At 51.6% G+C, this 22,584-nt stretch carries 25 protein-coding genes, 3 tRNA genes and 1 pseudogene; 15 read left to right on the top strand and 14 right to left on the bottom strand.

The window, feature by feature from the left end; genetic code table 11:
• Window positions 1-9: 9 nt before the first annotated feature.
• Genes TPEN_RS01605 through TPEN_RS01595 form a run of 3 tightly spaced genes read left to right on the top strand, consistent with a single transcriptional unit; the run spans window position 10 to window position 1,948 of the window.
• A complete protein-coding gene (locus TPEN_RS01605) occupies window positions 10-1,215 on the top strand; it encodes a M20 family metallopeptidase (protein ID WP_052885011.1) in 1,206 nt (401 codons plus the stop codon).
• Between the two features lie 14 nt (window positions 1,216-1,229).
• Window positions 1,230-1,481, top strand: a complete 252-nt coding sequence (locus TPEN_RS01600) for a MoaD/ThiS family protein (RefSeq protein WP_011751989.1) — start codon at window positions 1,230-1,232, stop codon at window positions 1,479-1,481.
• Between the two features lie 2 nt (window positions 1,482-1,483).
• The gene (locus TPEN_RS01595; protein ID WP_052885010.1) at window positions 1,484-1,948 is read left to right on the top strand and encodes a molybdopterin synthase catalytic subunit; all 465 of its coding nucleotides are present in this window, start codon (window positions 1,484-1,486) and stop codon (window positions 1,946-1,948) included.
• Here TPEN_RS01595 and moaC read toward each other — a convergent pair.
• Both moaC and TPEN_RS01585 read right to left on the bottom strand, forming a co-directional pair.
• Entirely contained in the window at window positions 1,932-2,384 is a 453-nt protein-coding gene (moaC, locus tag TPEN_RS01590) for a cyclic pyranopterin monophosphate synthase MoaC (RefSeq protein ID WP_011751987.1), read from the bottom strand. The genes TPEN_RS01595 and moaC overlap by 17 nt on opposite strands.
• Window positions 2,381-2,929 carry a MogA/MoaB family molybdenum cofactor biosynthesis protein gene (locus tag TPEN_RS01585; protein WP_011751986.1) on the bottom strand — a complete coding sequence of 183 codons (549 nt, stop codon included), beginning with the start codon at window positions 2,927-2,929 and terminating at the stop codon, window positions 2,381-2,383. Before TPEN_RS01585 ends, moaC begins: the two co-directional genes overlap by 4 nt.
• A gap of 165 nt (window positions 2,930-3,094) precedes the next feature.
• Between TPEN_RS01585 and TPEN_RS01580 the strand changes: the two genes are divergently transcribed.
• Complete coding sequence (locus tag TPEN_RS01580; protein ID WP_011751985.1) at window positions 3,095-3,676, top strand: tRNA intron endonuclease; 582 nt, start codon at window positions 3,095-3,097, stop codon at window positions 3,674-3,676.
• Window positions 3,615-4,160: a DUF1947 domain-containing protein gene (locus TPEN_RS01575; RefSeq protein WP_052885009.1), complete on the top strand. Its 546-nt coding sequence runs from the start codon at window positions 3,615-3,617 to the stop codon at window positions 4,158-4,160. The genes TPEN_RS01580 and TPEN_RS01575 overlap by 62 nt, the downstream gene beginning before the upstream one ends.
• 18 nt (window positions 4,161-4,178) lie before the next feature.
• Here the strand turns inward: TPEN_RS01575 and TPEN_RS01570 are convergent, their stop codons facing one another.
• From TPEN_RS01570 to psmB, 3 genes are all read right to left on the bottom strand, one after another.
• Window positions 4,179-6,098, bottom strand: coding sequence for a beta-CASP ribonuclease aCPSF1 (locus TPEN_RS01570; protein WP_011751983.1), 1,920 nt, complete (start codon window positions 6,096-6,098; stop codon window positions 4,179-4,181).
• A 107-nt stretch (window positions 6,099-6,205) separates the two neighbouring features.
• The gene (locus TPEN_RS01565; protein WP_011751982.1) at window positions 6,206-6,478 is read right to left on the bottom strand and encodes a hypothetical protein; all 273 of its coding nucleotides are present in this window, start codon (window positions 6,476-6,478) and stop codon (window positions 6,206-6,208) included.
• Between the two features lie 120 nt (window positions 6,479-6,598).
• Window positions 6,599-7,201 (bottom strand): archaeal proteasome endopeptidase complex subunit beta, encoded by a 603-nt coding sequence (gene psmB, locus TPEN_RS01560; RefSeq protein ID WP_011751981.1) that lies wholly within the window; start codon window positions 7,199-7,201, stop codon window positions 6,599-6,601.
• Window positions 7,202-7,316: 115 nt separating this feature from the next.
• On the opposite strand from psmB, the gene TPEN_RS09660 reads away from it, so the two are divergent.
• The gene (locus TPEN_RS09660; protein ID WP_187146340.1) at window positions 7,317-7,802 is read left to right on the top strand and encodes a UPF0179 family protein; all 486 of its coding nucleotides are present in this window, start codon (window positions 7,317-7,319) and stop codon (window positions 7,800-7,802) included.
• Here TPEN_RS09660 and TPEN_RS01555 read toward each other — a convergent pair.
• A complete protein-coding gene (locus TPEN_RS01555) occupies window positions 7,738-8,529 on the bottom strand; it encodes an FKBP-type peptidyl-prolyl cis-trans isomerase (protein ID WP_011751980.1) in 792 nt (263 codons plus the stop codon). The genes TPEN_RS09660 and TPEN_RS01555 overlap by 65 nt on opposite strands.
• Before the next feature lie 220 nt (window positions 8,530-8,749).
• Between TPEN_RS01555 and TPEN_RS01550 the strand changes: the two genes are divergently transcribed.
• The 4 genes from TPEN_RS01550 to TPEN_RS01535 are packed head-to-tail and all read left to right on the top strand — an operon-like array spanning window position 8,750 to window position 12,767.
• Window positions 8,750-10,948, top strand: coding sequence for a CDC48 family AAA ATPase (locus tag TPEN_RS01550; protein ID WP_011751979.1), 2,199 nt, complete (start codon window positions 8,750-8,752; stop codon window positions 10,946-10,948).
• Window positions 10,945-11,208 (top strand): hypothetical protein, encoded by a 264-nt coding sequence (locus TPEN_RS01545; protein WP_011751978.1) that lies wholly within the window; start codon window positions 10,945-10,947, stop codon window positions 11,206-11,208. The genes TPEN_RS01550 and TPEN_RS01545 overlap by 4 nt, the downstream gene beginning before the upstream one ends.
• On the top strand, window positions 11,198-12,238 hold the full coding sequence (gene fen, locus TPEN_RS01540; RefSeq protein ID WP_011751977.1) for a flap endonuclease-1: 1,041 nt from the start codon (window positions 11,198-11,200) through the stop codon (window positions 12,236-12,238). Before TPEN_RS01545 ends, fen begins: the two co-directional genes overlap by 11 nt.
• A 25-nt stretch (window positions 12,239-12,263) precedes the next feature.
• Entirely contained in the window at window positions 12,264-12,767 is a 504-nt protein-coding gene (locus tag TPEN_RS01535; RefSeq protein ID WP_342610103.1) for a DUF371 domain-containing protein, read from the top strand.
• Window positions 12,768-12,790: 23 nt separating this feature from the next.
• On the opposite strand, the gene TPEN_RS09655 is transcribed toward TPEN_RS01535, so the two are convergent.
• Window positions 12,791-12,899, bottom strand: a tRNA-Asp gene (locus TPEN_RS09655).
• A gap of 159 nt (window positions 12,900-13,058) precedes the next feature.
• Between TPEN_RS09655 and TPEN_RS09650 the strand changes: the two genes are divergently transcribed.
• A tRNA-Ile gene (locus TPEN_RS09650) sits at window positions 13,059-13,188 on the top strand.
• An 87-nt stretch (window positions 13,189-13,275) separates the two neighbouring features.
• On the opposite strand, the gene TPEN_RS01530 is transcribed toward TPEN_RS09650, so the two are convergent.
• A tRNA-Trp gene (locus TPEN_RS01530) sits at window positions 13,276-13,387 on the bottom strand.
• 412 nt (window positions 13,388-13,799) lie between these two features.
• Between TPEN_RS01530 and TPEN_RS01525 the strand changes: the two genes are divergently transcribed.
• A complete protein-coding gene (locus TPEN_RS01525; RefSeq protein WP_148677877.1) occupies window positions 13,800-14,177 on the top strand; it encodes a hypothetical protein in 378 nt (125 codons plus the stop codon).
• Window positions 14,178-14,241: 64 nt separating this feature from the next.
• Entirely contained in the window at window positions 14,242-14,547 is a 306-nt protein-coding gene (locus tag TPEN_RS01520; protein ID WP_011751974.1) for a hypothetical protein, read from the top strand.
• Between the two features lie 28 nt (window positions 14,548-14,575).
• Here TPEN_RS01520 and TPEN_RS01515 read toward each other — a convergent pair whose 3' ends face one another.
• The 3 genes from TPEN_RS01515 to TPEN_RS01505 all read right to left on the bottom strand — a co-directional run bounded on the left by TPEN_RS01515 (window position 14,576) and on the right by TPEN_RS01505 (window position 17,533).
• On the bottom strand, window positions 14,576-17,083 hold the full coding sequence (locus TPEN_RS01515; RefSeq protein ID WP_011751973.1) for a DNA-directed DNA polymerase I: 2,508 nt from the start codon (window positions 17,081-17,083) through the stop codon (window positions 14,576-14,578).
• Window positions 17,080-17,295, bottom strand: a complete 216-nt coding sequence (locus tag TPEN_RS01510) for a hypothetical protein (RefSeq protein WP_011751972.1) — start codon at window positions 17,293-17,295, stop codon at window positions 17,080-17,082. Before TPEN_RS01510 ends, TPEN_RS01515 begins: the two co-directional genes overlap by 4 nt.
• An 82-nt stretch (window positions 17,296-17,377) precedes the next feature.
• Complete coding sequence (locus TPEN_RS01505) at window positions 17,378-17,533, bottom strand: 50S ribosomal protein L40e (RefSeq protein ID WP_011751971.1); 156 nt, start codon at window positions 17,531-17,533, stop codon at window positions 17,378-17,380.
• Between the two features lie 202 nt (window positions 17,534-17,735).
• Between TPEN_RS01505 and TPEN_RS01500 the strand changes: the two genes are divergently transcribed.
• Window positions 17,736-19,013 carry an ABC transporter substrate-binding protein gene (locus tag TPEN_RS01500; RefSeq protein ID WP_011751970.1) on the top strand — a complete coding sequence of 426 codons (1,278 nt, stop codon included), beginning with the start codon at window positions 17,736-17,738 and terminating at the stop codon, window positions 19,011-19,013.
• On the opposite strand, the gene rimI is transcribed toward TPEN_RS01500, so the two are convergent.
• The 3 genes and pseudogenes from rimI to TPEN_RS01485 form a co-directional block, all read right to left on the bottom strand.
• Entirely contained in the window at window positions 19,010-19,462 is a 453-nt protein-coding gene (gene rimI, locus TPEN_RS01495; protein ID WP_011751969.1) for a ribosomal protein S18-alanine N-acetyltransferase, read from the bottom strand. The genes TPEN_RS01500 and rimI overlap by 4 nt on opposite strands.
• A gap of 132 nt (window positions 19,463-19,594) precedes the next feature.
• Window positions 19,595-20,184 (bottom strand): annotated as a pseudogene (locus TPEN_RS10045) (TATA-box-binding protein).
• Between the two features lie 112 nt (window positions 20,185-20,296).
• Window positions 20,297-20,686, bottom strand: a complete 390-nt coding sequence (locus tag TPEN_RS01485) for a signal peptidase I (protein WP_011751967.1) — start codon at window positions 20,684-20,686, stop codon at window positions 20,297-20,299.
• Between the two features lie 220 nt (window positions 20,687-20,906).
• On the opposite strand from TPEN_RS01485, the gene thsA reads away from it, so the two are divergent.
• Window positions 20,907-22,544, top strand: a complete 1,638-nt coding sequence (gene thsA, locus TPEN_RS01480; protein ID WP_011751966.1) for a thermosome subunit alpha — start codon at window positions 20,907-20,909, stop codon at window positions 22,542-22,544.
• The last annotated feature ends 40 nt before the right edge of the window (window positions 22,545-22,584 follow it).

Genomic DNA, 22,584 nt, shown 5'->3' with positions numbered 1-22,584 from the left:
TAAGCTTTGATGACAGTGGACGTTGTACAGTCATTGGTAGAACTTGTGAAGATTCCCTCCGAGGTTTACTACGAAGGAAACCGGATAGTAAGGAGGTACTACCGGGAAGCTGCTGAAGCCGTTGCGCGCCTAGCCGAAACTCATGGCTTGAGGGTTGAAAAAGTGGATCTCGAGGGAGGCGAGATCCCTACAGTTATTGCGTCGCTTCCAGGTAAGGCATCCGGCAAACCATCGGTCGCGTTCGTTACGCACTACGACGTTGTACCAGCAAAGGGTCCTTGGGTAGTTGAAGGAAGGACTATGGACCCCTACTCCCCCCTGGTTCTAGACGGGAAGGTCTACGGAAGGGGGGCTGCAGACGACAAGTCGGGGATAGTCGCGACGATCGCCGGGCTTGTAGACATCAGGGAGGCGGGCATTGAGCCGAGATACAACCCCGTGGTCGTGGTCACAGGGGACGAGGAAGTGGGGGGAACGGGTATTAGGCGGCTTCTCGAGAAGGGCTACCGGTGGGACTACGTGATCATAGTGGATAGCGGGTCAGAGTACGTTTCGGTAGGCGCGAGCGGCGTTGTGCACGGGTGGATAAAGGTCAAGGGGAAATCGGGGCACGCCGGCTACCCCCACGTTGCTAGGAACGCCGTCGAGGACCTCGTGAGGGTTCTGGGCGAGCTTATGGAGCTCAAGACTGTGCGAGGAGCAAGGCTCTCGAAGTATCCGTCGCCTCCCGGGAGCCCGGTGCCCTACGTATGGGGAAGACTTACTTTCAATATACTAAGGTTGCCTCCCACGGAGCCTGAAAAACACAACAGGATTCCCGGCGAGGCGTGGTGCGGGTTCGACATGAGGCTCCTACCGGAGGAGGACGTCGAGGAAGCTGTGAGAGAGCTTTACGCCAAGCTCTCGTCCATCGCGATGAAGCTTGGAGTGTCCTTGGAGGTAGAGATAATAGGGAAGCAGAAAGGCTGGTATTCGAAGAACGAGGCGTTCGTTCGGGAGGTGCTAACGGCTGCTGGGAGAAGCAAGGGCCGCGAGGTTCCGGTAGCGGCGGAGCTTGGCGGTAACGATGGAACGTTTTTCGACGAGTATGGAATGGACGTCGTAGCTTTTGGCACTATACGCGAAGGTACAAACATACACTCGGAGGGGGAGCACGTATACGTAGAAGACATCGAGGCATTCCGAAAGTTCATGTACGAGTTCCTCAAACCTTAGGGTGGCTTAGAGAGATGAAGCTCCAGGTGAGGTACGTCTCGCTGATGAAGGATAAGACTGGGAAGGAGCAGGAGGAGATTGAACTGGACGCGGAAGAACCGACCCTGGAGGATCTCTTGAGGATCCTCGAGGAAAAGTACGGTGTCCCGATGCTTTCAGGCGAGGAGGAGATGCTTGTGCTCGTCAATGGCAGGAGGAGCGGTTTGAAGGAAAAGCTTTCAGATGGGAGCCAGGTAGTAATAGCACCGCCAGTATCGGGTGGGTAGCCTTGCCGAGAACCGTAAATGTAGCTTTCTCTGAAAGTTTGAATCCAGGTGCGCTTCTCGCCGACTTCCTGGACTCTCTACCAGAGGAGGTGGGCGCGGTGGCAGTATTTATAGGGAGAGTCAAGGGCAGAATTGAGGGTCGCAGGGTAGAGAGCTTAATGTACGAGGTGGTGGAGCCTTCTTCGAGTCAGAGCTTGGAGAGGATAGCCAGGGAAGAGCTCGAAAAAAACAACTTGTTAGCCGTGTCTATCCATCACAAGAAAGGGGTTGCCGTGCCCGGGGAACCTGTGCTTTTCATAGCTGTTGCTTCGAAGTCCAGAGAAGAGGCTGTAAGCGGGCTACGCTCTACGCTTGAAAGGGTAAAGCATGAGGCTTACGTTTGGAAGCTCGAAAAACGGGAAGACGGGGAGTACTGGATTATCGGCGATAGGAAGAGAGTCCCAAGGAGACCTAGAGCTGACGCTTGACCTTCTCGACAACTCGTATCGAATTAATTTCCGTGTAGGGGTACTGTCCTTCTTGGTCTTTTTCGAGAGACTTTACCATGTCCCACACTGTCAGGAGAGCTACGCTTGCACCCGTTAAAGCCTCCATCTCGACGCCCGTCTTCGCGGTAGTCTTTACTTCGACCCTCACCCTCAATTCCTCCTCCATGACGTCAAAGTTCACGTCTACGAACGTAATCGGTATAGGGTGGCACAGGGGTATAATTTCCCAGGTTTTTTTAACCGCCATTATAGCGGCAGTCTTTGCTACTGCCAGTACGTCCCCTTTCGGCACCTCGCCACGCCTGATCTTCTCAATAGTTTCTCTTCTCAGCCTGATTTTCCCCTCCGCGACGGCTAACCTTTCCGACTCAGCCTTCCCGGTGATATCGACCATCCTCACGTTTACGCTCATCATCTATGACCCCTAGCTATCGAAAGTACATGTCCAGACTCGGGTAAAATAAGTTTCTCGAAAGCCTCCCTCACAGCGTCCGGAGAACCGGGCAACAGGAACACGAGTTTCCCGTGCACCACGCCGGCAATAGCGTTCGATAGGAAGGCCGAGGAGCCCACTTCCTGGTAGCTTAAGCCTCGGAACACGTCGCCGAACCCGGCGAGCCGCTTTTCCAAGAGCGGCTCTACGGTTTCAACCGTTACGTCTGAAGGTGCGGGTCCCGTGCCACCGCTGAACACTACCACGTCTACATCGTTCCGCTCCAGGAGGTTAACCAGCGCCTCAAGTATAAGTCTCGGATTGTCCGGTACGAGGATGTAGGATACAAGCTTATCGCCGTGCCTCTCTATAAGCTCTCTCGCAACCTCTACCGAAACGTCTGGTATCCTTTCTCCGCGGAGCTCAGCGTCGAAGCGAGAAGTACTCACGGTTACAAACGCGTAGCGAAGATCCCTCAATGCCTTACGCTTGTGCTCCGCTATCGAGGAGCCTAAATCTTTGTCCACAAATCACCAATGCATGTGTGTTCTTAACTTTTCTGCCTAGAGGTTCTCGTTTCTACTTAAAGGTGAACCCTACCTCGCGCTCTGCATGCCTGCTCGGATGTCTAAACTTCGCCGCGTACCCGCGTTACATAAGCTTATTATCTAGGTGCGGCGTCACAGTTCTTTGTGGAGAAGGGTCAGGAGGTCGCGAAGATTAGCGGGGAGGGGGTGTTCGACGGGAGGATCGTCAGGGTGCTCGACAAAGAGTTCGCGGAGCAACTGTACCAGCGTGGCTACGGTATGCTAAGCGGGGAGATCTTAGAGCTTACACTAGTAGAGGCAGCGTACCTCGTTTACCGCGAGATGTTGAAGGTTAAAGACGACCAAGGAAGGACTTTATCGTTTCCAGAGATCGTTAGGCTGGCGTCGAATTTTGACCCGGACTTCTGGGTTAAGCTGAACGTCTACACGGATTTGAGAAACAGGGCTCTCCCAGCGAAGCCGGGAGTAAACCCCTACGAGTTCCTGGTGGATTGGAAGAAGAAGGGGAAGCCGAGGAGGCTCCTAGTGAGGATCCTTAGGGAGGGGACTCGTGTGAGCTTCCCGGAGTTCGAGGACATGTTTCGCAGGGCTTTAGAGAGCGATAGGGAGTTGGTGATCGCCATTGTAGATAAGGAGGGTGTGGTTACCTATTACACGGTGGAGGGTGGTAGCTACGAGCAAGTCGGGGCAAGCGTTGAAGATAACTTCGAGGTACCTTCTGAGTAAGAAGGACAGGAAGAAAGTAGAGGAAGATGTGAAGAGCTCTCTCGGGGAAGTATTCGCCACCTACTTCGAGAAGGCTTCGAGAATCGAGGTAGCCTCTGTCAAGCACGAGGAAATAGAAGAGATGTACTACGTCGACGGAGTTTTAACAGTCGTGAAAACGAGGAGCGCGGGGCTCGTCCCGACGCTGTTCTTCATCTACAAGAACAGCGTTTACCCTGTTTTTCCGAACGTCTACGTGGACTCTGGGGCCGTGCCTAGGATCCTTAACGGCGCAGATGTGATGGTTCCAGGGATTAAAAAGATCGACGGCGAATTCAAGCCTGGAGACAGGGTTCTCGTTAGGGAAATAGAGAAGAACCGCGTAATAGCGTTGGGCATTGCCATTATGGGTTCTGATGAGATTAGAGGTGCGCAGAAAGGGAAGGCTGTTAGAAACATCCACTACTTGGGAGACGAGCTATGGGAACTTTCGACAAAGTCTTAATGGCTCACGTGACGCTTGCTACACTATTCTTATGCTCTCGGCGTTCTTCGGCGTTAGCACGTCGAGGTTAAGCCCTGTCTTCTTCTTGAACCATTCGCTTGAGAGATACCTTCTAAACTCTTCTATTTTACCAGCTTCTCCATGGTTAAGGATCACGGTTCGAGGGCTAGGCTCCATTCTCCTTATGAACGCCTCGAGTTGCCTTCTATCGCTGTGTCCTGAGAAGCCCTCTACCCTGTATACCCTCATCTTTAAGTCCTTGTTTATGACTTTACCGGAGGGGTCTGTGAAGCTTAGCTTTCTAAGCCCTTGGAGTATCTTCCTTCCCAGAGTCCCTTCCACTTGGTAGCTCACGAAGACTAGGCTACTGTTCTCGTCATCCGCCAGGATCCTGAGGTAGTCCAGTACCGGCCCTCCTGTAAGCATCCCTGAGGTCGCCAGGATGATTGAGGGCTTTTTCTCTGTGATGTCCTCTCTGGCCTCCCCGCGTATAACGTGGATGTTCTCGGAGGTAAACGGGTTCTCGTCTCTGTATATCATTTCTCTTATAGTGGCCGAGAGGTACTCCGGGAACGTCATGTGTACGGCTGAGACCTCGTCTATCATCCCTTCAATGAATATAGGCACGCGCGGCACCGCGCCTTTTTTCATGAGGTCTAAGAGCGCCAGCAGCACCTCCTGGGCGCGCCCAACGGCCAGGACCGGTATGAGGACGACCCCTTTTCTCTCTATGGTCTCCAGCACTATCTTTGCAAGTTCTAGCTTAGCGTCGTCTTCACTCGGCAATACGTCAGATTTAGAGCCGTACGTAGATTCTATTATAAGTACCTCGGCCCTCGGAAACTTGTTGTAGGCCGGGTCCAGTAGCATTGTCCTAGCGTACTTCATGTCCCCTGTGTAGACGATGTTGATGAGCCCTTCACCTATGTGTAGGTGGACCATGGCCGACCCGAGTATGTGCCCCGCACGGTAAAAGGTGAGCCTTATCTCGGGCGCGATGTCTGTTACCTCTCCGTAGGACAGCGTATACGTGTTGAGGAGTAGCGAGTTAACATCCCGCATTGAGTAAAGCTCGTTCTTTCCCTCTCTCTGAGCCACCTTTATGTAGTCCTCGAACAGTAGCTTTGACAAGTGAAGCGTAGGTTCGGTCATGTAGACGGGTCCCTTGTACCCGTACTTGAAGAGAACAGGTAGGGCTCCAACGTGGTCTAGGTGTGCATGCGTAATTACGACTGCGTCCAGGCTTTCCAGGTCGAATTCCGGTAAATCGAATAAGGGTAGTTCGTCGCCGTTGCCGGTAGGCTTTAATCCGGCGTCGAGCAGAATGTTTGCCTCGGGTGTCTGTACTAGCACGGCGCTTCTACCGACCTCGTGGAAGGCGCCCAGCGAAACTATTCTTACCCTGTCTGCCGGGAAGATAGGCTTGCGGTAAACCTTGTATCCAAGCTTTCTCAGGAAATCTATTCTCTCCTGCTTTGACGCCCTGTACAGCTCCCTTATCTCGCTTACAGTCCTAGAGTGAACGGGGGGCTTTCTCAACACTCTGGGCGTCCAGAGAGTCTCGAAGAAAACCCTGTTCAGAACTTCGGGGGGTATTTTCTCCGGGTATAAGACCTCCAGCTCAACCTCGCCGGTAACATCGTTAAAGTAGACGTTCTTTAAACCAGCCTCCGGGGGGACAGCTTTTTTTATGAATTCTTCGGCGCTACCTTCGTTCAATCTGCTCTCAGGATCCCCGCGCACTATGACCCTCTTCTTTATCGTTTTCGCTATTCTCTTAACGAGCTCTCCGTCGTTCTCCAAGAAGACCTGCGGTCTCTTGGTGTAGATAGCGACTTTGGGTCCCTCGAAGTCTACCTTCGTTATTTCCGCTTCTTTTGGGACGTTGCTCGCTATCGTCTCTCTGATCTCTCTCGCTACGGCGATAATAGCCTCCAAGAATACCCACCTTGTGAAAATCGCAGAAAGAAATCATGATACAGCCTTAAATACTTAGCGACGCACGCCTGCCTAGCTTCGTGGGACGTAGCTTGCGGGAAGAAAGTCTACTCTAATGTGCACTCTAACTCCAGCTCGTAGTCAAGGTCAGGGCTAGCCTGCTCGACGAATTTACACTCGATCTTGCTTGCCGAGACTTCGGCTGCGACTCTCCTCACCGCATCTATCAGCACTGCGAGGTCCCTAGTTATCGCTAGCTCGATAACTGCTCTCGAAAGACCCCTCAAAGCCTTGTCTGATGCATCAAGGAGATATTCCGGCTCGTCGACATCCACATCTAGGTCGACTTGCTCCTCGCGAACTTTGACTACAACTTTCATCGTCCTTAGTTTTACGTCCAGCTTTCAACGTGGAAACTGGGAAGTCCTGGACTCGCACCGGGGTGTAGAAACCCGTCTAATCTATTTTTTTTAACAAACTAACGAGTGTATGCGTGGGGTTTAAACTCTCTTCATTCTTATTCCTTCCTTTGTTATTGTCGCAATGTCCACTCCTTCTCCGCTTCCTGGGTCGCGGGCTAAAGCTATGTTTACAGCTTTTACTGCAAGGTTGACGGCCTCTTCTAGTGAGAGGTCTTCTCTGTACTCGTGCTCAAGTAGCGAGACCGCATAGGGCGACCCAGACCCCGTGGCCGTGTACTTCTCCCGTGTTACCGTGCCGAGCCAGTCCACCGAGAAGAGTGATGGGCCGTCTGAGTCTACACCGCCAATCAGCATTTGAACGGATAGTATGGGCCTGTATTGGAAAAGTATTAGGGAAGCCAGCGTCGCAACGCTTTTCACGGGCATACTGTCTCCCGTGATTGTTTTGTAGTATCGAGCTTCTACCCTCAACCTGTCGACGAGCTGCTGGGCGTCTCCAACAGTTCCAGCGATTGTAGCGGCTATATGGGAGTCTATCTCTACAATTTTCCACGTTTGCTTGTTTGCTATGAAATACCCCGCGGTCGCCCTCCTATCTGCCGCCAGCACCACGAAGTCCTTACCTACGAGTCCAACAGTCGTTGTACCCTTCAATACTTTATCCCGCAAATCCGCGCTCATGAAGCCTCAGCACAATTCGTTTCACGAGCCTTAAATATTTATACGTGCTCGAAAGGAAAAGAGCACGCTAAAAGCTTTATGCATGGCAATCTCTATGCTTTCTGGTGTCTTGCTCATGGGTAGAAGAACGATCTCCATGGTTACAGAGCCTTTTGCATACCCAGGAGCAACCTTTCAGCCCGTTCTCTCGTCGAAGTGCATTGACTGTGAGTATTTCAATGCCTGCATAGGCGCACTTAGACCGCTCGTTAGGTATAAGGTTGTGGCGCTGAGGAACCACTTCAACCAGTGCCCGGCGCTTGCAGAGAAGATGAGGGTAGTCGAAGTCGAAGAACAACCCTTTAACGTTGTACTCAGCGCCCGCCTTGCCTTCCCAGGGGCTACCGTTAGGTATTCGAAGCCGCAGTGTAGCGAGGAGGTGAAAGGGAAGTACCGCGTAGAGTGTGATCCAATATATGTGGAAGAAGGCGAAAGAGTGAAAGTTCTCAGGCGGTTGGCTAAGGTTGATTCTCAGCTATTCCTCTGCGAAGTAGAGGCTACTGAGCAGCCTTCTCCTCGGCTTTGGCTTCTTGCGAAGAGGTTTCTCCTGAAGCGGTCGTAGCCTCGCTGGCGGCCTCTCCCTCCTTTTTCTCTCCTCTCTCCAGCTGTATCTTCTCTACGAGCTCGATCGAAGCTATGTCTCCGAAGTACTTCTCAACGTCCCTTACGAACCCACTCAGTAGGTTGAAGGAGTTTTCGAAGAGGAATATCGATGGAGGAACTTCTATCCTAACTGCGCCGTCTCCCTTGGTCACGTTTACTTTGTCCTGGGGTATCCCTCTGAACCATCTACGGAAGAGCACTTTAATTTTCTCCTCCTCGTTTTTCAGCACCTTCTCTAGGGAGAGAACAACCTTAACCTTCTTCCCTGCGAAGGGATGATTGAAGTCGATCGTGACCCTTCCTGCTCCTATTTTAATTATCTTTCCTCTTTTGCCGTCGAGCTCAATTTCCTCTCCGACTCTGGGGATGATCCCCCTGCTCGATAGCTCACGCGCCGGAATCACGCGGATGTTTTTGGGATCCCTCTCTCCGAAAGCCTGGGAAGGTTCGAGTACTATCTCCCTTTTCTCACCCTCGTTCATCTCGACTAACTTTTCCTCTACGGGTTTGAGCAGGAACCCTTCACCCACGACGACAAGCTCCGGCTCGAAGGCTACATTTTCTGTTCTGAAGCCCGCCTTTTCGGCCTCTTCTTTGATTGTTGTGTCGATCACTCTTTCTCCCGACTCTTCAAGCACGCTTATCGTGTAGTTTACCAGTACGAAGTCTCCCTTTTGCAATCCCATGCAGTTCACCGATCCAGGTGCACCCTGTAAAGCGGGAGATATTAATTTTTGTATGCACGCTTACCCGAGGGAAAGCCGTAGAGGAGCCGGGCGAAGTTCCTTAAAGCTTGCGAACGTGCACAAGTTGTGAAGATTCAAGGAAGGCGGTGCCCGTCCTCCTCCTCTACGCGTAGATTTATAAGGGTCTAGTCAAGATAGTGGTAGAGTTCTGGTGAGTAATGTGAATAACGAAGGAAAAGTCCCCGAGATAGAGCTCAAAGTGCTTGAGGTAAGACAGCACGAGGCTGGGAGGGGCAGGGTGAGGATAGACGAGGACGCCATGGAGGCTCTGGGAATAAGTGCTGGTGATGTTGTGGAGATAGAGGGTAAGAGGAAGACTGTCGCCATCGCTTGGCCTGGATACGCCGAGGACAAGGGGAAAGGCATAATCCGAATGGATGGCTGGACGAGGAAGAACGCCGGCGTCAGTATAGGCGACAAAGTCAAGGTTAGAAAGGCTGAGGTGAAGCCGGCCCAGTTCATAAGACTTGCCCCGGTGTCTATGACACTCGCCGTCGACGAGAACTTCGTGGCTTACGTGAAGAAGAGGCTTGTTGACAGGCCGATAATTGAGGGCGACGTTATACAGATCCCCGTGCTAGGCCAGGTAATTCACTTCAACGTTGTGAACATCAAGCCAAAAGGAGTAGTCGTAGTCACGGATAAAACTCAGCTCAAAATACTCGAGAGACCTGTTGATACCGGAAAGATACCAAGGGTAACCTACGACGATATAGGGGACTTGGAGGAGGCTAAGCAGAAGATTAGGGAGATGGTTGAGTTGCCGTTAAGGCACCCAGAGCTCTTCAAGCGCCTCGGTATTGATCCTCCGAAGGGTATACTGCTCTACGGTCCTCCGGGTACCGGTAAGACCCTCCTAGCAAAAGCCGTAGCAAACGAGACTGATGCTTACTTCATAGCTATTAATGGCCCTGAGATTATGAGTAAGTTCTACGGTGAGAGCGAGCAGAGACTCAGAGAGATATTCGAAGAGGCTAAGGAGCACGCTCCTGCGATTATCTTTATCGACGAGATAGACGCCATAGCCCCCAAGAGAGAAGAAGTCACAGGAGAAGTAGAAAAAAGAGTAGTAGCACAGCTACTAGCACTAATGGACGGGCTTGAAGCTCGCGGAGACGTTATCGTTATCGGAGCTACCAATAGGCCTAACGCCTTGGACCCTGCGCTTAGAAGGCCCGGCCGCTTTGACAGGGAGATCGAGATAGGCATCCCGGACAAGCGGGGAAGGCTCGAAATATTCAAGGTTCACACTAGGAGCATGCCTCTAGCAAAGGACGTGGACCTTGAAAAGCTCGCCGAGATAACCCACGGCTTCGTCGGGGCAGATATAGCAGCGCTGTGTAGAGAAGCCGCGATGAAAGCCCTCCGGAGAGTACTGCCGAAGATAGACTTGGAGAAGGACGAGATCCCAGTAGAGGTGCTTGAAACGATAGAAGTCACCATGGACGACTTCATGAACGCATTCAGGGAAATAACTCCGAGCGCCCTCAGGGAGATCGAGGTAGAAGTACCGGCGGTGCACTGGGACGACATCGGAGGGCTGGAAGACGTCAAACAACAACTAAGAGAGGCTGTCGAGTGGCCCTTAAAGTACCCAGAGTCGTTCAGCCGCCTCGGTATTGATCCTCCGAAGGGTATACTGCTCTACGGTCCTCCGGGTACCGGTAAGACCCTCCTAGCAAAAGCCGTAGCGACAGAGAGTGAGGCGAACTTTGTTAGCATAAAGGGTCCAGAGGTCTACAGTAAGTGGGTTGGTGAAAGCGAGAGAGCCATACGAGAGCTGTTCAGAAAGGCGAGGCAGGTTGCTCCGAGCATAATATTCATAGACGAGATAGACGCCCTCGCACCAATGAGAGGGCTTGTAACTTCCGATTCGGGGGTCACAGAGCGCGTTGTCAGCCAGCTTTTGACTGAGATGGATGGTTTGGAGAGGCTTGAGGGTGTTGTTGTTATTGCTGCTACTAATAGGCCTGACATTATTGATCCTGCTTTGCTGAGGCCTGGCAGGTTTGATAGGTTGATCTACGTGCCTCCACCAGACGAGAAGGCTAGACTCGAGATACTCAAGGTTCACACTAGGAGAATGCCTCTAGCCGAAGACGTAGACCTAGCAGAAATAGCGAGAAAAACAGAAGGATACACAGGTGCAGATATAGAAGTGCTGGTGCGCGAGGCAGGGCTTCTGGCATTAAGGGAGAATATTTCGATAGACAAGGTTTACAGGAGACACTTCGAGGAAGCGTTAAAGAAGGTAAGACCCTCTCTTACCCCGGAGATAATAAAGTTTTACGAGTCGTGGAACGAGAGAGCTAGAAAGGTTTCAAAGCAGCAGCTAACAGTAACGGGTTTCTATGTATGACGGCGATAAGCGAAGCCGTACTGTTCATACTCTCTGAGCTTAAACGTAATAACGGTTCTATGAACGACAAGGAACTATTCGAAAACGTGAACAGGGATCTGAAGTACGTGGGAATGGAGATCTCCTTTAAAGAATTCAACAAGCTTTTACTTGTCCTTGAGACGCGTGGCTACATCAGGGTTGAGGGGTCAAAGAAAAACCTAAGGGTCGTGAGGCTCCTAGATACTCGTATGAAGAGGGTGGAGGCAAGTGGGGGTTGACATAAAGGAGCTTGTAGAGCCGGTAGCAAAGGAGGTGGAGCTGGGGTTCTTCTCGAAAAAAGTGATAGCCATAGATGCCTACAACTCGCTGTACCAGTTCTTGGCTACTATAAGGCAGAAGGACGGAACGCCGTTACTTGACGCGCAAGGAAACGTAACAAGCCATCTCAACGGACTATTCTATAGGACGATAAACTACATAGAGTTAGGGATAAAGCCTGTGTACGTCTTCGACGGGAGGCCGCCGGAGTTGAAGCAGAAGGAACTGGAGAGGAGGTACCAGATAAAAGTAGAAGCCGAGAAAAAATACCGAGAAGCTATAGAGAGGGGAGACCTCGAGGAAGCCCGTATCTACGCTCAGCAGACTAGCAGGCTAACGGCAGCCATGGTTCATGACGCGAAGCTCCTTCTGCGCTACATGGGCGTCCCCTACGTGGAGGCTCCGAGCGAGGGAGAAGCGCAGGCCGCTTACATGGTGAAGAAAGGCGACGCCTGGGCCTCGGGAAGCCAGGACTTCGACTCGCTACTATTCGGAAGCCCCAGGCTCGTTAGGAATTTAGCCATAACTGGTAAGCGTAAACTACCGCGGAAAGACGTCTACGTCGAAGTAAAGCCCGAGATTGTCGAGCTCGAAGAACTACTTAGGGTACACGGCATAACACACCAGCAACTCGTAGTTATAGGTATTCTCGTAGGGACGGACTATGCGCCAGAGGGAGCTAGGGGTATTGGGGTGAAAAAGGCTTTGAAGCTAGTGAAGGAGCTGAAGGACCCCGAGAAAATTTTCAGATCGGTGGAGTGGTCGAGCGACGTGCCACCCGAGAAGATCCTAGAGCTATTCCTGCACCCAGAAGTCACGGATAGCTACGAGCTTACCTGGAAAGAGCCCGACAAGGAGAAAGTAATCGAACTACTGGTCGAAAGACATCAATTCTCGATGGAACGCGTAACGAACGCCTTGGATAGATTAGAAAAGGCAGTCAAAACCCACTTTAAGCAACAATCTTTGGAGTCCTGGTTCGGCTTCTAGGAACCCGAGCAGTGAGGGGTTAGAGATTATCACCACGGATGTACGAATCCTAGAAGCAATACGCGCGCGAGGACACGTTAACATAAGGGCAACTCATAGAACCACGCTTGAAATAACCACCGAGGAGAACCTGACTCCCAGAGGGGACTGCATTATCGGCGTGAAAGCTAATAAAGCGGCAAGGGACCTTAGGCCGGAAGCTAAGGAATACCTTAGAAGTGGTCAAAGAGTACTGCTCGCACTAGTTTTACCGGGGCAAGGGCTCTACGATACTTTCTACGCACGTGGACACCCAGACCTCACCTTCACGGATAGAACATCCATTGTTGTGAGAAAAAGCTCGTACATCGATGGTCGAACAATAGCTGTAAACTCGCAAAAAGCTGCCTACGAAATAGATAGACGGATAATAGAGGAGATTAAAAACCCCGATGCAGTCCTACTGCTCTACATCCTCCCAGGAGAAGCCTCACAGAGCGAAGTCCTGGAAGCTATACGCGAAGACCTCGACGTAGACTCTGAGCAATAGCAGAGAATATCGGTAACGCGTAGTGGCGCCCCGGCCGGGATTCGAACCCGGGTTCTCCGCGCCTTAAGGCTCTGCGGCTCGACAGGCCGCCACTCCAGGGCAAACCTTCCTGGACCACTAGACGACCGGGGCTAGAGCAAACCTATCCTGCACCATCTCTAATTTAAACTTTTCTGCGAAGCGCGCTTCTAAAAAAGCGTGCTTTTTAATGACTCCTCGCTTCTCCTCGAGGAGAGAATGCCTCGCGCGTTAAGCTTAAAAAATAGAGCATGGTAATAGCTAGGGATAAGCGGGCCCGTGGCTCAGCCAGGTGGATTCCCGCCTTAGGGAGAGCCGAGAGCACTCGGCTGATAACCGAGCCGCGTGCTACCAGTAGCACGCGCGGGAAGGGTCCCGGGTTCAAATCCCGGCGGGCCCACCAGCTTTTCTCGCTCTTGCCGGAGCTTTATGCAACTGCGCGATTACAGCCTCAGAAGAAGAGAAGAATAGGCCTAAAGCCTTAAAGCTATGGTGGGCCGGCAGGGACTTGAACCCTGGACTTCCGAGCACACCTAGTGCTCTTCGGGTCTGGAGCCTCGACCTAACTCGACCGCCGCTCTACCTGGCTGAGCTACCGGCCCTCTGTAACAGCTTCTTCCAGAGAATCTAATAAGTTTTTCGGATCCTCTGCGCGCTGCAAGGAGTCTTGGTGAAAGAGGGATAAACGCGCGACAAGAAAATCGCGCGATACAGGAGATTGTGCCGGGCGTGGGTATGCTGCTTTTCATAGCCCACCAGAGGTGCCTCGAGCAGCGACCGTCGCCCGGCATGAAGATATACGTGAGGGGTTCTTTTAGGCTTTTCCACGGCGCGAAGGGGGTTCCTCCCTCTCCCTCTTAGCGTGCCATGTCTCCGCCTCTTGCGCTTTAAAACGCGTGTTTTTCTAAGCTGGAAGATCCTCGCTTGCTTTGGGGAAGCGTTTTGAAGGGTGTTTTCTCGGAAGTTTTGGCATATTAAGGAAACGTTAAATACTCGGATACTCTTGTAATGCTGGTGGTCTGCGTGGAGAAGGATATAGAGCTGATAAAGAGGAGAATGTTGCTGGAAATGCAGAAAAAGATGCTCGCCAAGGAAGCGAAGAGGGAGCCTGAAAGGATTAACTACTATGAAGTATTCGTGTCCCACTTAACCGATGACGGGAAAGAAATGTTTGGTAAGGCTCTTGAACAATACGGCGAAGTAGCTAGGAAGATTGGAGAAAAACTTGGATACCTTTTCCACACCGGGCGGATTACCGGTAGTCTCGACGCGTCAACGATCTACTGGATATTCCAGGAAGCCGGTTTACCAATAAGGCTGGAGACTAGGATAGTCTACAAGAAGAAGGGAGAGGTAAAGTCTATCAGTGATCTATTGAAGGAAGAAGAATAACGCAATCGCAAACCTCACTTTTATATACTACAACTACTGGGCATTACCCGGAAAGTGGTGTAGCATGGGTAAACCGGTAAAAGTGATCTACGTCGGGGCTGACTGGGCACCGTTTAACGATAAGCTGAAACGATTATGCCAGGAGTTCGCCGCGAGTAAGGGCCTCGCTTTCGAAGAAAGGAACGAGGACTTCGTTTTTCTAACGAAGTACGGGGAAAAGGACGAGCTCGGCGGAGCGGATATACCGCAAGTATTCATCGGCTACGATGACGGCACAGTGAAGCATGTACTAACCAAGGTTCCCATCGCCGGGGCATCCCCGGACTTTGAAGAAGCTAGGAAAAGGCTTGAAAAGGCACTAGGAGAGTAATTTCTCTAGTTTTCTTAAAGTTACGAGCCTATACGAGCTTTTCAAGCGTGATGACTTTACCGCTTAGAAGGTCGTCGAAGTCTATTTCGAGAGCATCAAGTATTTGTTGCAACGTTGTTCTCATAATTTCTATATACTTATCGTTGTCTACTTCGTCTATTCTGGCTACTTGGACTGCCTTTACTCCATCCTTGTTCCTTGTCTTCACGTATGCTATTATTTCTCCCACCTCGACGTTCCCCGAGATGCCAAGCTTGCTCCTGTACTCCAGGAGCTGTCTTGCCGCTTTTACGTGTTGCGGAGTAGTTTTCGTGTACTCTTTTAGGGGCTTCGTGAGGGCTACTTTAAACGCCAGCTGGTCGAGTGGGACTTCGTGTTTTTTCAACCTTTGTATGGCTGTGAACACTAGGTCCCTTATTTTGTCCACGCTTTTCTCGAACTCCGACACGTTATCAGCTTCGGAGAGGTCTTCGACTATCTCGTTGAAAAGGTTCTTTATGTAGTCCGGAGTATTGCGCTTCTTACCGGTTAAACCCTTAATATCGACTTTTCTCTCCTTCAAAAGCCCGAGGTAGTTCTTCTTCCTCTTGCTGAAGACTACCCAGAGGTACTCCTTGTCTATGCTGAGGTCTATCTGAAGCTCATTCAGGATGTTCTGGAGGAGCTCTTCGAGCTTTTCCTGCGGAGGGTTCCATAGGAAAAGGCTATCCGTGTCGCCGTACAGCACGGGTATTCCCATCTCCACGGCCTTCTGCATTGTCTTCAGAATGGAGTATCTACCAAGCGCTGTCGTGCTTTCGGCCACCGGAGGGCAGTATAGCGGGAAGGCTTCGGACCCGAAGACTCCGTAGCTGGCGTTCAGGAACACCTTCAGCGCGGACTGGATGACGTCGTACTGTTGCCTCTCCTCCTCATTCTTACTACTTTTAGCCCCTTTCTTGTAGACATATACTCTAAGGTCTCTGAGGATCCCTATTATCTCGGACATGAGTCCTCTTCTTTTCTTGCAGACCCAGTGGTTTGTACCGGGAACCCTGTTCTCCATGCACTCCTTGTGCTGGCACCTCACGGTCTCATAGCTAAGGTTCCAGGTCTTTATAACGCTGGGGTATAGGCTTGCGAAGTCCACTACTACGACGTTGAAGTAAACGCCGGGCTTGGGGTTTATCACTATGGCTCCGAGGTACTTCTTCCCCTTGATTATAGCCTTGGTGGAGGTCTGCCCCTTCAACCTTAAAATGTCTTCAAGGTTAGGTATGAGCCAGCCTCTCTGCCTGTGCTCGTAGTACAGCATGTTTCTTATCCAGGCGGAAATATTGTGACGGGTGAGATCCTCTATTGGGAGCTTCGATATCCTCATCATAAGTATTATTAGCTTCATTACCAAGTCGTTGTTAAACGATGTAAGCTTGTAGGTAAGCTCCGCGTCGCGCAAACTGTACTCGACGAGTCTTTCGGGAGTCATCTCGCTGATAGCCTCTTCGTGTTTCACCTTGCCTATTCCGAGCAATGCCATCGAAACCTCGTCGAGCGTCCTTCCCTCTCTATATTTATTCCCGAACGCGTAGACTCGCATGGACTTGTTTGTAAAGAACTTGTAGAGGTCTATGTGTATCGACCCTTTAATCTCAGCGTAATCCGACCTGGGGGACCACTCTATAGGTATCTCTTCTTCACGTAACCCTAGCTTCAACGCCCTGTTCAGTAGGTACGGTAGATCGAAGTTATCGCCGTTAAACGTCAGGACTACCGGGTAACTTGTCATGATCTTGAAAGCCGCCTGGAGAAGTTCTTTCTCGTTTTCGAACACCGTTATTTCCGCGTCGTTCTGCTCTAGCTTCGGTATATCGTTGGATCTCTTCAGGAGGAGAACCCCCTTTCTATCGTCAGAGTAGTATGAAACGGCGATAACCGCCCTATCTGCTTTCTCGGGGTTGGGGACTATGCCCGGAGGAGAATCGACCTCTATGTCTATGGCTACCCTTCGTAGCCTCGGTATAGGTGCGTTAAGTATCTGAGCCCAGGAAAGGTACTCGGCGAGGTCTCTCTTCTCCTTTACGAGGTCTCGTATAAGTTTCTCTATTTCTTCAGGAACTTTCGTGTCAACGAGCTTGGGCTTGCCGTTTTCGAGAGTGTAGGGCATGCCCGGTATGAGGTTGGCGTCGTAGATGTAGCAGTGGTGGTACTTGATTTTTGCCTCCCAAGCGTGTCCCCTCAGGATTTCCCTAATACTCTTCTGGGTCCCGCCTATGGATAGAGGATCCAGAGCCTCCACCTTCGTCATGAGGAACCATCTGTCGTTAAGCGCGTCGTACTTCTCTACCACTTCGAGGCGATTGAACCCTTTATGCGTAAAGACATCGGGGTACTGCGCTATGAGCTCCTCCGGTTTTAGATCCGTTAAAAGGTACGGTAAGTGCCCCGTGTGGTCCGGGACGTCTACCAGCGTGTGAGTGTCTTCGTCGTAGAAGTACATGTGGGCTTTTCCATCCCTCCCGTTGTACTTCACGGAGAGCAGGTACAGCAAGGGCTTCACCTCGAGAACCTCTCGATTCTCCAGACGTTCTTCCTATAGGACTTCTTGAACTCCTTGTAGTGAGTCTTGCACAGATAGACCCTGTCGCCGACCCCCTCCTTCAGCTCGAGCCCCACCTTGCTTTTCTCAAAGATATCGCGTGATATGGACCTTTCAGCTTGCCCGCTACAACCCTTTATGGAGCATTCTACTCCCTTAGAAACTCTACCCATACCCTCCACTGTGAAACTACTAACCGGCAGGAGATTTAACGCTTCCGCTTACTGTTACGCTGGGAAAAGAAAGCTCGAAAGGCTACTTCTTGTACCGCTTAGGCCTTAAGTCTCTGCTTTTACACCTCCTGCATCGCTCAGCGTTCCAAGGGTTTCTGGCGTTGCACCTCCTGCATATCTTCACCTTGAAGTGGTGTTCCAGTGCAAGTTGCAACTTCTCAGGATCCCTTATAGGCATACAGACTCCCCTAGAAGCGTGCGCGATCTACATAAAAACCTTTTGCAAAGTGAAGGGGGTCGCGGATGGCTGTGCTAGGGGTTACAATAAAAATGGTTCGTAGCATGTTTTTATACCGAGGGGTTTTCTCGGGCGGTTTTCTGCGAATTTTGTATCGAGAAGTTTAAATCTTGAGCGTAGAGTCGTGGCTCCTCGATACAGAATGTCTGCCGGAAATACTGTAGCAGGTAAAAGCAGTTTAGCAAGGGTGCTTGCATACATCGTGATAGCTTTACTTATAGGCGCCTTCCTGGGCTACTTCCTGCGAGGATACCCGGCACAGCAACAGGCGGCTACCACGCAAACATCGGTAACAACGATACCTATAGGAGCGCTCGTTGAGCTTTCTGGTGATCTCTCGTCTTACGGTAAGAGAGACGAGCTAGCAATGCAGATAGCCATCGAAGACGTTAACAACTTCGCCGAGAAGATAGGCTCGCCGTACAGGTTCAAGTTGCTCGTAGAGGACTCCGGAACTAGCCCGGAGCAAGCCCTCTCGAGGATTAAGACTCTGGCCGCGCAGGGTGTACGCGCAGTTATAGGGCTAGAGGCCAGTAGCGAGGTAGCAGCAGTGAAGCAGTTCGCTGACACGAACCACGTAGTCGTTTTAAGCGTAGGATCGACAGCTTTGTCGCTGGCAATCCCCGGCGACTACATACTAAGAGTTGTACCACCAGACAGCGTGCAAAGCAAGGCTCTGGCCCGCCTTATCTACTCGCTGGGATACCGGAACGTGGCGGTGATATACCGCAACGACGCATGGGGTGTAGGTCTCTTTGAAGGGTTCAGCGCGAGGTTCAAGGAGCTGGGAGGGAACGTGGCGGGGGTTGCGTACGACCCTGCGGCTAAGGATCTCAGCGGTGAGGTGAACAGGCTCGCGGACATAGCGGCTAGCATGGGGTCTAACACGGCGGTGCTCGCCATAACGTTCGAGGACGACGGCATACAGATAGTGAAGCTAGCGGCCAGGAACCCTGTCCTCTCCAAGCTCAAGTGGTTCGGCACAGACGGCGTGGCTCAGTCGACCAAGCTTGCAAGCGAAGCTGGGGAAGAGCTAATAGCTCTGGGAGGCTTTCCGTGCACGATATTCCAGCCTTCCGAGAACCAGCGTCTAGCAGACTTCGTGAACAGATTCCGTAGTAGGAGCGGGGGCGAGGATCCACACGCGTACGCCATGAACGCCTACGACGCAGTCTGGCTCGTAGCCCTATCGGTGATGCTTACAGGCTCCTACTCGGGAGACAAGCTACTAAGCACTATTCCACTCGTCGCCCAGAACTTCAACGGAATCACGGGACCGCTCACGCTGGACGCAAACGGAGACAGAGCTTCGGGAGACTACGCTATATGGCGCGTCGTTAAAACAGCAAACGGCTACGACTGGCAGATAATAGGATGGTACAGCGCGTCCTCCGATAGCGTTACAATCCAGGGAGGCTAAGCGGGCCGTGCCATGAGGTATGCGTCTTCCCCGTCGAGGTAGTAGCCCTGGAGTATTTTTACAACGTTAAATCCTAGTTTTTTGTAAAGTCTGATAGCGGGCTCGTTGCTCACCCTCACCTCTAAGTAGTACTCCTCCGCCCCGTAGTAGGTCTTCATAGCCTCCATAGCCTTAACCATCAAGTTATACCCTATGCCCTTCCTTCTCCACTCCTCGAGAACAGCGAGCGAAATCACGTGCCCTCTGCGCCCAACCTTCTGAGGGTTCGTGTATAGGTTGTCATACTCTACTCTGCACATTATGTAGCCGACTATTTTCCCCTTAACCTCTGCGACCAGGAACGCTTTCCCGAAGTTCCTGTAGTGAAGCTCGAAGTAAAACGCCGGGTAGTTCTCGGGGAGAACTTTCTTGTTTATCCTCATGACGTCGCCTAGCTCCTCTTCCCGCACTTCTCTGATAGTGTATTCTTCGCCTGTCGTTCAGCTCACCCGCCTGCACGCCGCAAGAGGATCTCCGCGCTATGAAATTTAAACCTCGCGCGGGTGTAGAGAAAGAATGAAGGCTTTCTTCCTGTCGCGCGCTTATTCCTCTTCTACCAAGACTCCTTGCTCTTTCAGTATGTTGTAGATCTTTTCGACCGCTCTCTTGACTTCCTCCTCTTTTTTAGCACCGGTGCATACGACTTTACCGCTACTGAATATCAGGAGGACTACCTTAGGATCCTGCATCCTGTAAATAAGCCCTGGGAACTGCTCCGGCTCGTACATAGAGTTTTCCAGGAGGAAGGCTGCTCTCTCCAGGTCGACGCTTGCCTTTAAGTTAGCGCTTGCGACTATGTTTTGCACCTCTATTACGGGCTCGTTCTTAATATCTATTCCGTGCGCCTTTAACAGCTTTATTATACTCTTGACTGCCTTCTGCACTTCAGCCTCGGATTTAGCCCCTGTACACACCATTTTCCCGCTGCTAAATATCAGCGTCGCCGTCTTCGGCCTAGTGAGTCTCAGCACTAGCCCCGGAAACTCTCGGATCCCGGGTCCGGAGACCCGGGATGTTCCGGACTATACTCGGCGTGAGGTATCTTCTCCGCTATCCTCTCAAGGTCTAGCCGTTGGTTAAGCGTAACTGATGCTACTACATTTTGTATTTCGTACGTGGGTTGCTTTGCTATACCTACCACCCCCGCTGGCAATATAAAGGATTTAAAAAGCCATATTTATATTTAAGCCCGAGGAAACGCCAGCATTGCCGCGGAGCCTTGAAGGTAAATTAGGCTTGTGTGTCTAGCCTTTGTAGAATATTAGTTTTAATGCTCCGATGTACGGTATTACGATCTGAACCTTTCCGTATATCGCGTCTTTACCTAGCACGATGTTGTCAGCCTGGGGGTTGGCGTCTCCCTTAGTTACGTACTTGCCGTTCACCGATAAAACTATTCGGTGAACTATGAGCTCTCCTCCTCTCTCGTATATCACGATGTCGCCGAGTGTGTAGCTGTTCCCCCCGGCGACTACCACGACGTCTCCAACGTGTAGCACGGGCTCCATGGACCAGCTCGAAACAACGGCTAGGGGGACGGGGGTTGAGAGCACGAATCGAAGCGATAACAAGAAGACCAGCAACCCCACTATAGTCAAAGCATACAATACAATTTCCCTCCGATCCTCAGCCACTACGCCTCCACCTCTAGACCCATTCCAGCGCCCTCAATTATTTATAGCCTGTGCTTAATGCTACCCTCTCCCGAGCTCCGGTGCAAGTCAGCGTTGCTACGTGCTGAAGTCTGCAGTGAAGGACGGCTCTACGAGGCCTGTTCGCAAGCCCTCTTGGGACTGCCTGCGCGAAAGATTTTTATAGAAGCGATAATTTAGGAGCGTGCAGGTGGAGTAAGGTATGGCTCAGGCTCAGATCCCTGTATTAATACTTAAAGAGGGTACTCAGAGAACCACCGGGAGAGATGCCAGGAAATCCAACATCTACGCCGCAAAGGTCATAGCGGAGGCCATGGCGAGCTCTCTAGGTCCTAGGGGCATGGACAAGCTCCTAGTTGATTCTTTTGGAAACGCGACGATCACCGGTGACGGCGCGACCATACTCAAGGAGATGGAAGTACAGCACCCGGCCGCTAAAATGCTCGTTGAGGTCGCGAAGGCTCAGGATGACGAGGTTGGAGACGGTACAACCACTGTAGTCGTCCTAGCAGGGCAGCTGCTCGCTGCCTCCGAGGAGCTTCTCGACGAGGACATTCACCCCACGACAATAGTGGAGGGTTTCGAAAAGGCGCTCGTTGAGGCTACCAGAATAATTGACGAGATTTCCGAGACCGTAGACCCACTCGACAGGACTGTCCTCGAGAACGTTGCGAAGACTGCCCTTTCAAGCAAGGTTGTAGCGGACTACAAGGACTTCTTGGCTAAGCTCGTCGTAGACGCTGCTCTGACGGTCGTTGAAAAGAAGGACGGAAAGTACAACCTAAGCCTGGACGATATCAAGGTGGAGAAGAAGAGAGGAGAGAGCATAACGGAAACAATGCTGGTAAAGGGCATAGTGCTCGACAAGGAGGTTGTGCACCCGGGTATGCCTAAGAGGGTTACGAACGCGAAGATAGCCCTCCTAGACGCCCCGCTAGAGATAGAGAAGCCTGAGTGGACTGCTAAGATAAACGTTACAACCCCGGAGCAGCTGAAGATGTTCCTAGACCAGGAGGCGGAGATCCTGAGAAAGAAGGTCGAGAAGATTAAGGAGAGTGGTGCTAATGTTGTTTTCTGTCAGAAGGGTATTGATGATGTTGCTCAGTACTACTTGGCTAAGGCTGGTATTCTTGCTGTTAGGCGTGTGAAGAAGAGTGATATGGAGAAGCTTGCTAGGGCTACTGGTGCTAGGATTCTCACTAGGGTGGAGGATATTACGCCTGAGGCTCTCGGTAGGGCTGAGCTTGTGGAGGAGAGGAAGGTTGCAGACGAGAAGATGGTATTCGTCGAGGGATGCCCCAACCCCAAGAGCGTAACAATACTAGTAAGAGGAGGGGCTGACCACGTAGTCGACGAGGCCGAGAGGGCCATACACGACGCTCTAAGCGTCGTGAGGAACGTGATCAGAGAGCCTAAGATCGTTGCCGGTGGAGGAGCTGTCGAAATAGAGCTCGCTATGAGGCTCCGAGACTTTGCCAGAACTCTGCCCAGCAGGGAACAGCTAGCTGTGCAGAAGTACGCCGAGGCGCTTGAAAGCATCGTAGGCATCCTTGCCCAGAACGCCGGAATGGAGCCTATCGACGTACTAGCAGAACTCAAGACACGCCATGCGAAAGGCGAGAAGTGGGCAGGTGTAAATGCCTACACGGCGAAAGTAGAGGACATGAAGAAGGCAGGCGTCTTGGAGCCCGCGCTCGTAAAGAAACAGGTACTTAAATCGGCGACAGAGGCCGCTGTAATGATACTGAGGATCGACGATATCATTGCTGCTCAGCCGCCGAAGTCCAAGGAGAAGAAAGGAGAAGAGGAGAAGGAGAAGGAAAAGACGGAGTTTGACTAGGTTTTTAACAAAAAAACTTAAATACATTTATTTTTGTCTT

The organism is Thermofilum pendens Hrk 5, from assembly GCF_000015225.1.
GTDB lineage: Archaea > Thermoproteota > Thermoprotei > Thermofilales > Thermofilaceae > Thermofilum > Thermofilum pendens.
The sequence above is the reverse complement of the archived record's forward strand: the minus strand, read 5'-3'. Positions and strand labels throughout refer to the sequence as shown.

What these genes read in the sequence shown, in the direction of transcription:
- TPEN_RS09660 (WP_187146340.1), top strand. Translation starts at nt 7,317, where the DNA reads ATGGGTAGAAGAACGATCTCCATGGTTACAGAGCCTTTTGCATACCCA.
- TPEN_RS01555 (WP_011751980.1), bottom strand. Translation starts at nt 8,529, where the DNA reads ATGGGATTGCAAAAGGGAGACTTCGTACTGGTAAACTACACGATAAGC.
- TPEN_RS01565 (WP_011751982.1), bottom strand. Translation starts at nt 6,478, where the DNA reads ATGAAAGTTGTAGTCAAAGTTCGCGAGGAGCAAGTCGACCTAGATGTG.
- thsA (WP_011751966.1), top strand. Translation starts at nt 20,907, where the DNA reads ATGGCTCAGGCTCAGATCCCTGTATTAATACTTAAAGAGGGTACTCAG.
- moaC (WP_011751987.1), bottom strand. Translation starts at nt 2,384, where the DNA reads ATGATGAGCGTAAACGTGAGGATGGTCGATATCACCGGGAAGGCTGAG.
- TPEN_RS01500 (WP_011751970.1), top strand. Translation starts at nt 17,736, where the DNA reads ATGTCTGCCGGAAATACTGTAGCAGGTAAAAGCAGTTTAGCAAGGGTG.
- TPEN_RS01520 (WP_011751974.1), top strand. Translation starts at nt 14,242, where the DNA reads ATGGGTAAACCGGTAAAAGTGATCTACGTCGGGGCTGACTGGGCACCG.
- TPEN_RS01605 (WP_052885011.1), top strand. Translation starts at nt 10, where the DNA reads ATGACAGTGGACGTTGTACAGTCATTGGTAGAACTTGTGAAGATTCCC.
- TPEN_RS01545 (WP_011751978.1), top strand. Translation starts at nt 10,945, where the DNA reads ATGACGGCGATAAGCGAAGCCGTACTGTTCATACTCTCTGAGCTTAAA.
- psmB (WP_011751981.1), bottom strand. Translation starts at nt 7,201, where the DNA reads ATGAGCGCGGATTTGCGGGATAAAGTATTGAAGGGTACAACGACTGTT.
- TPEN_RS01510 (WP_011751972.1), bottom strand. Translation starts at nt 17,295, where the DNA reads ATGGGTAGAGTTTCTAAGGGAGTAGAATGCTCCATAAAGGGTTGTAGC.
- TPEN_RS01600 (WP_011751989.1), top strand. Translation starts at nt 1,230, where the DNA reads ATGAAGCTCCAGGTGAGGTACGTCTCGCTGATGAAGGATAAGACTGGG.
- TPEN_RS01505 (WP_011751971.1), bottom strand. Translation starts at nt 17,533, where the DNA reads ATGCCTATAAGGGATCCTGAGAAGTTGCAACTTGCACTGGAACACCAC.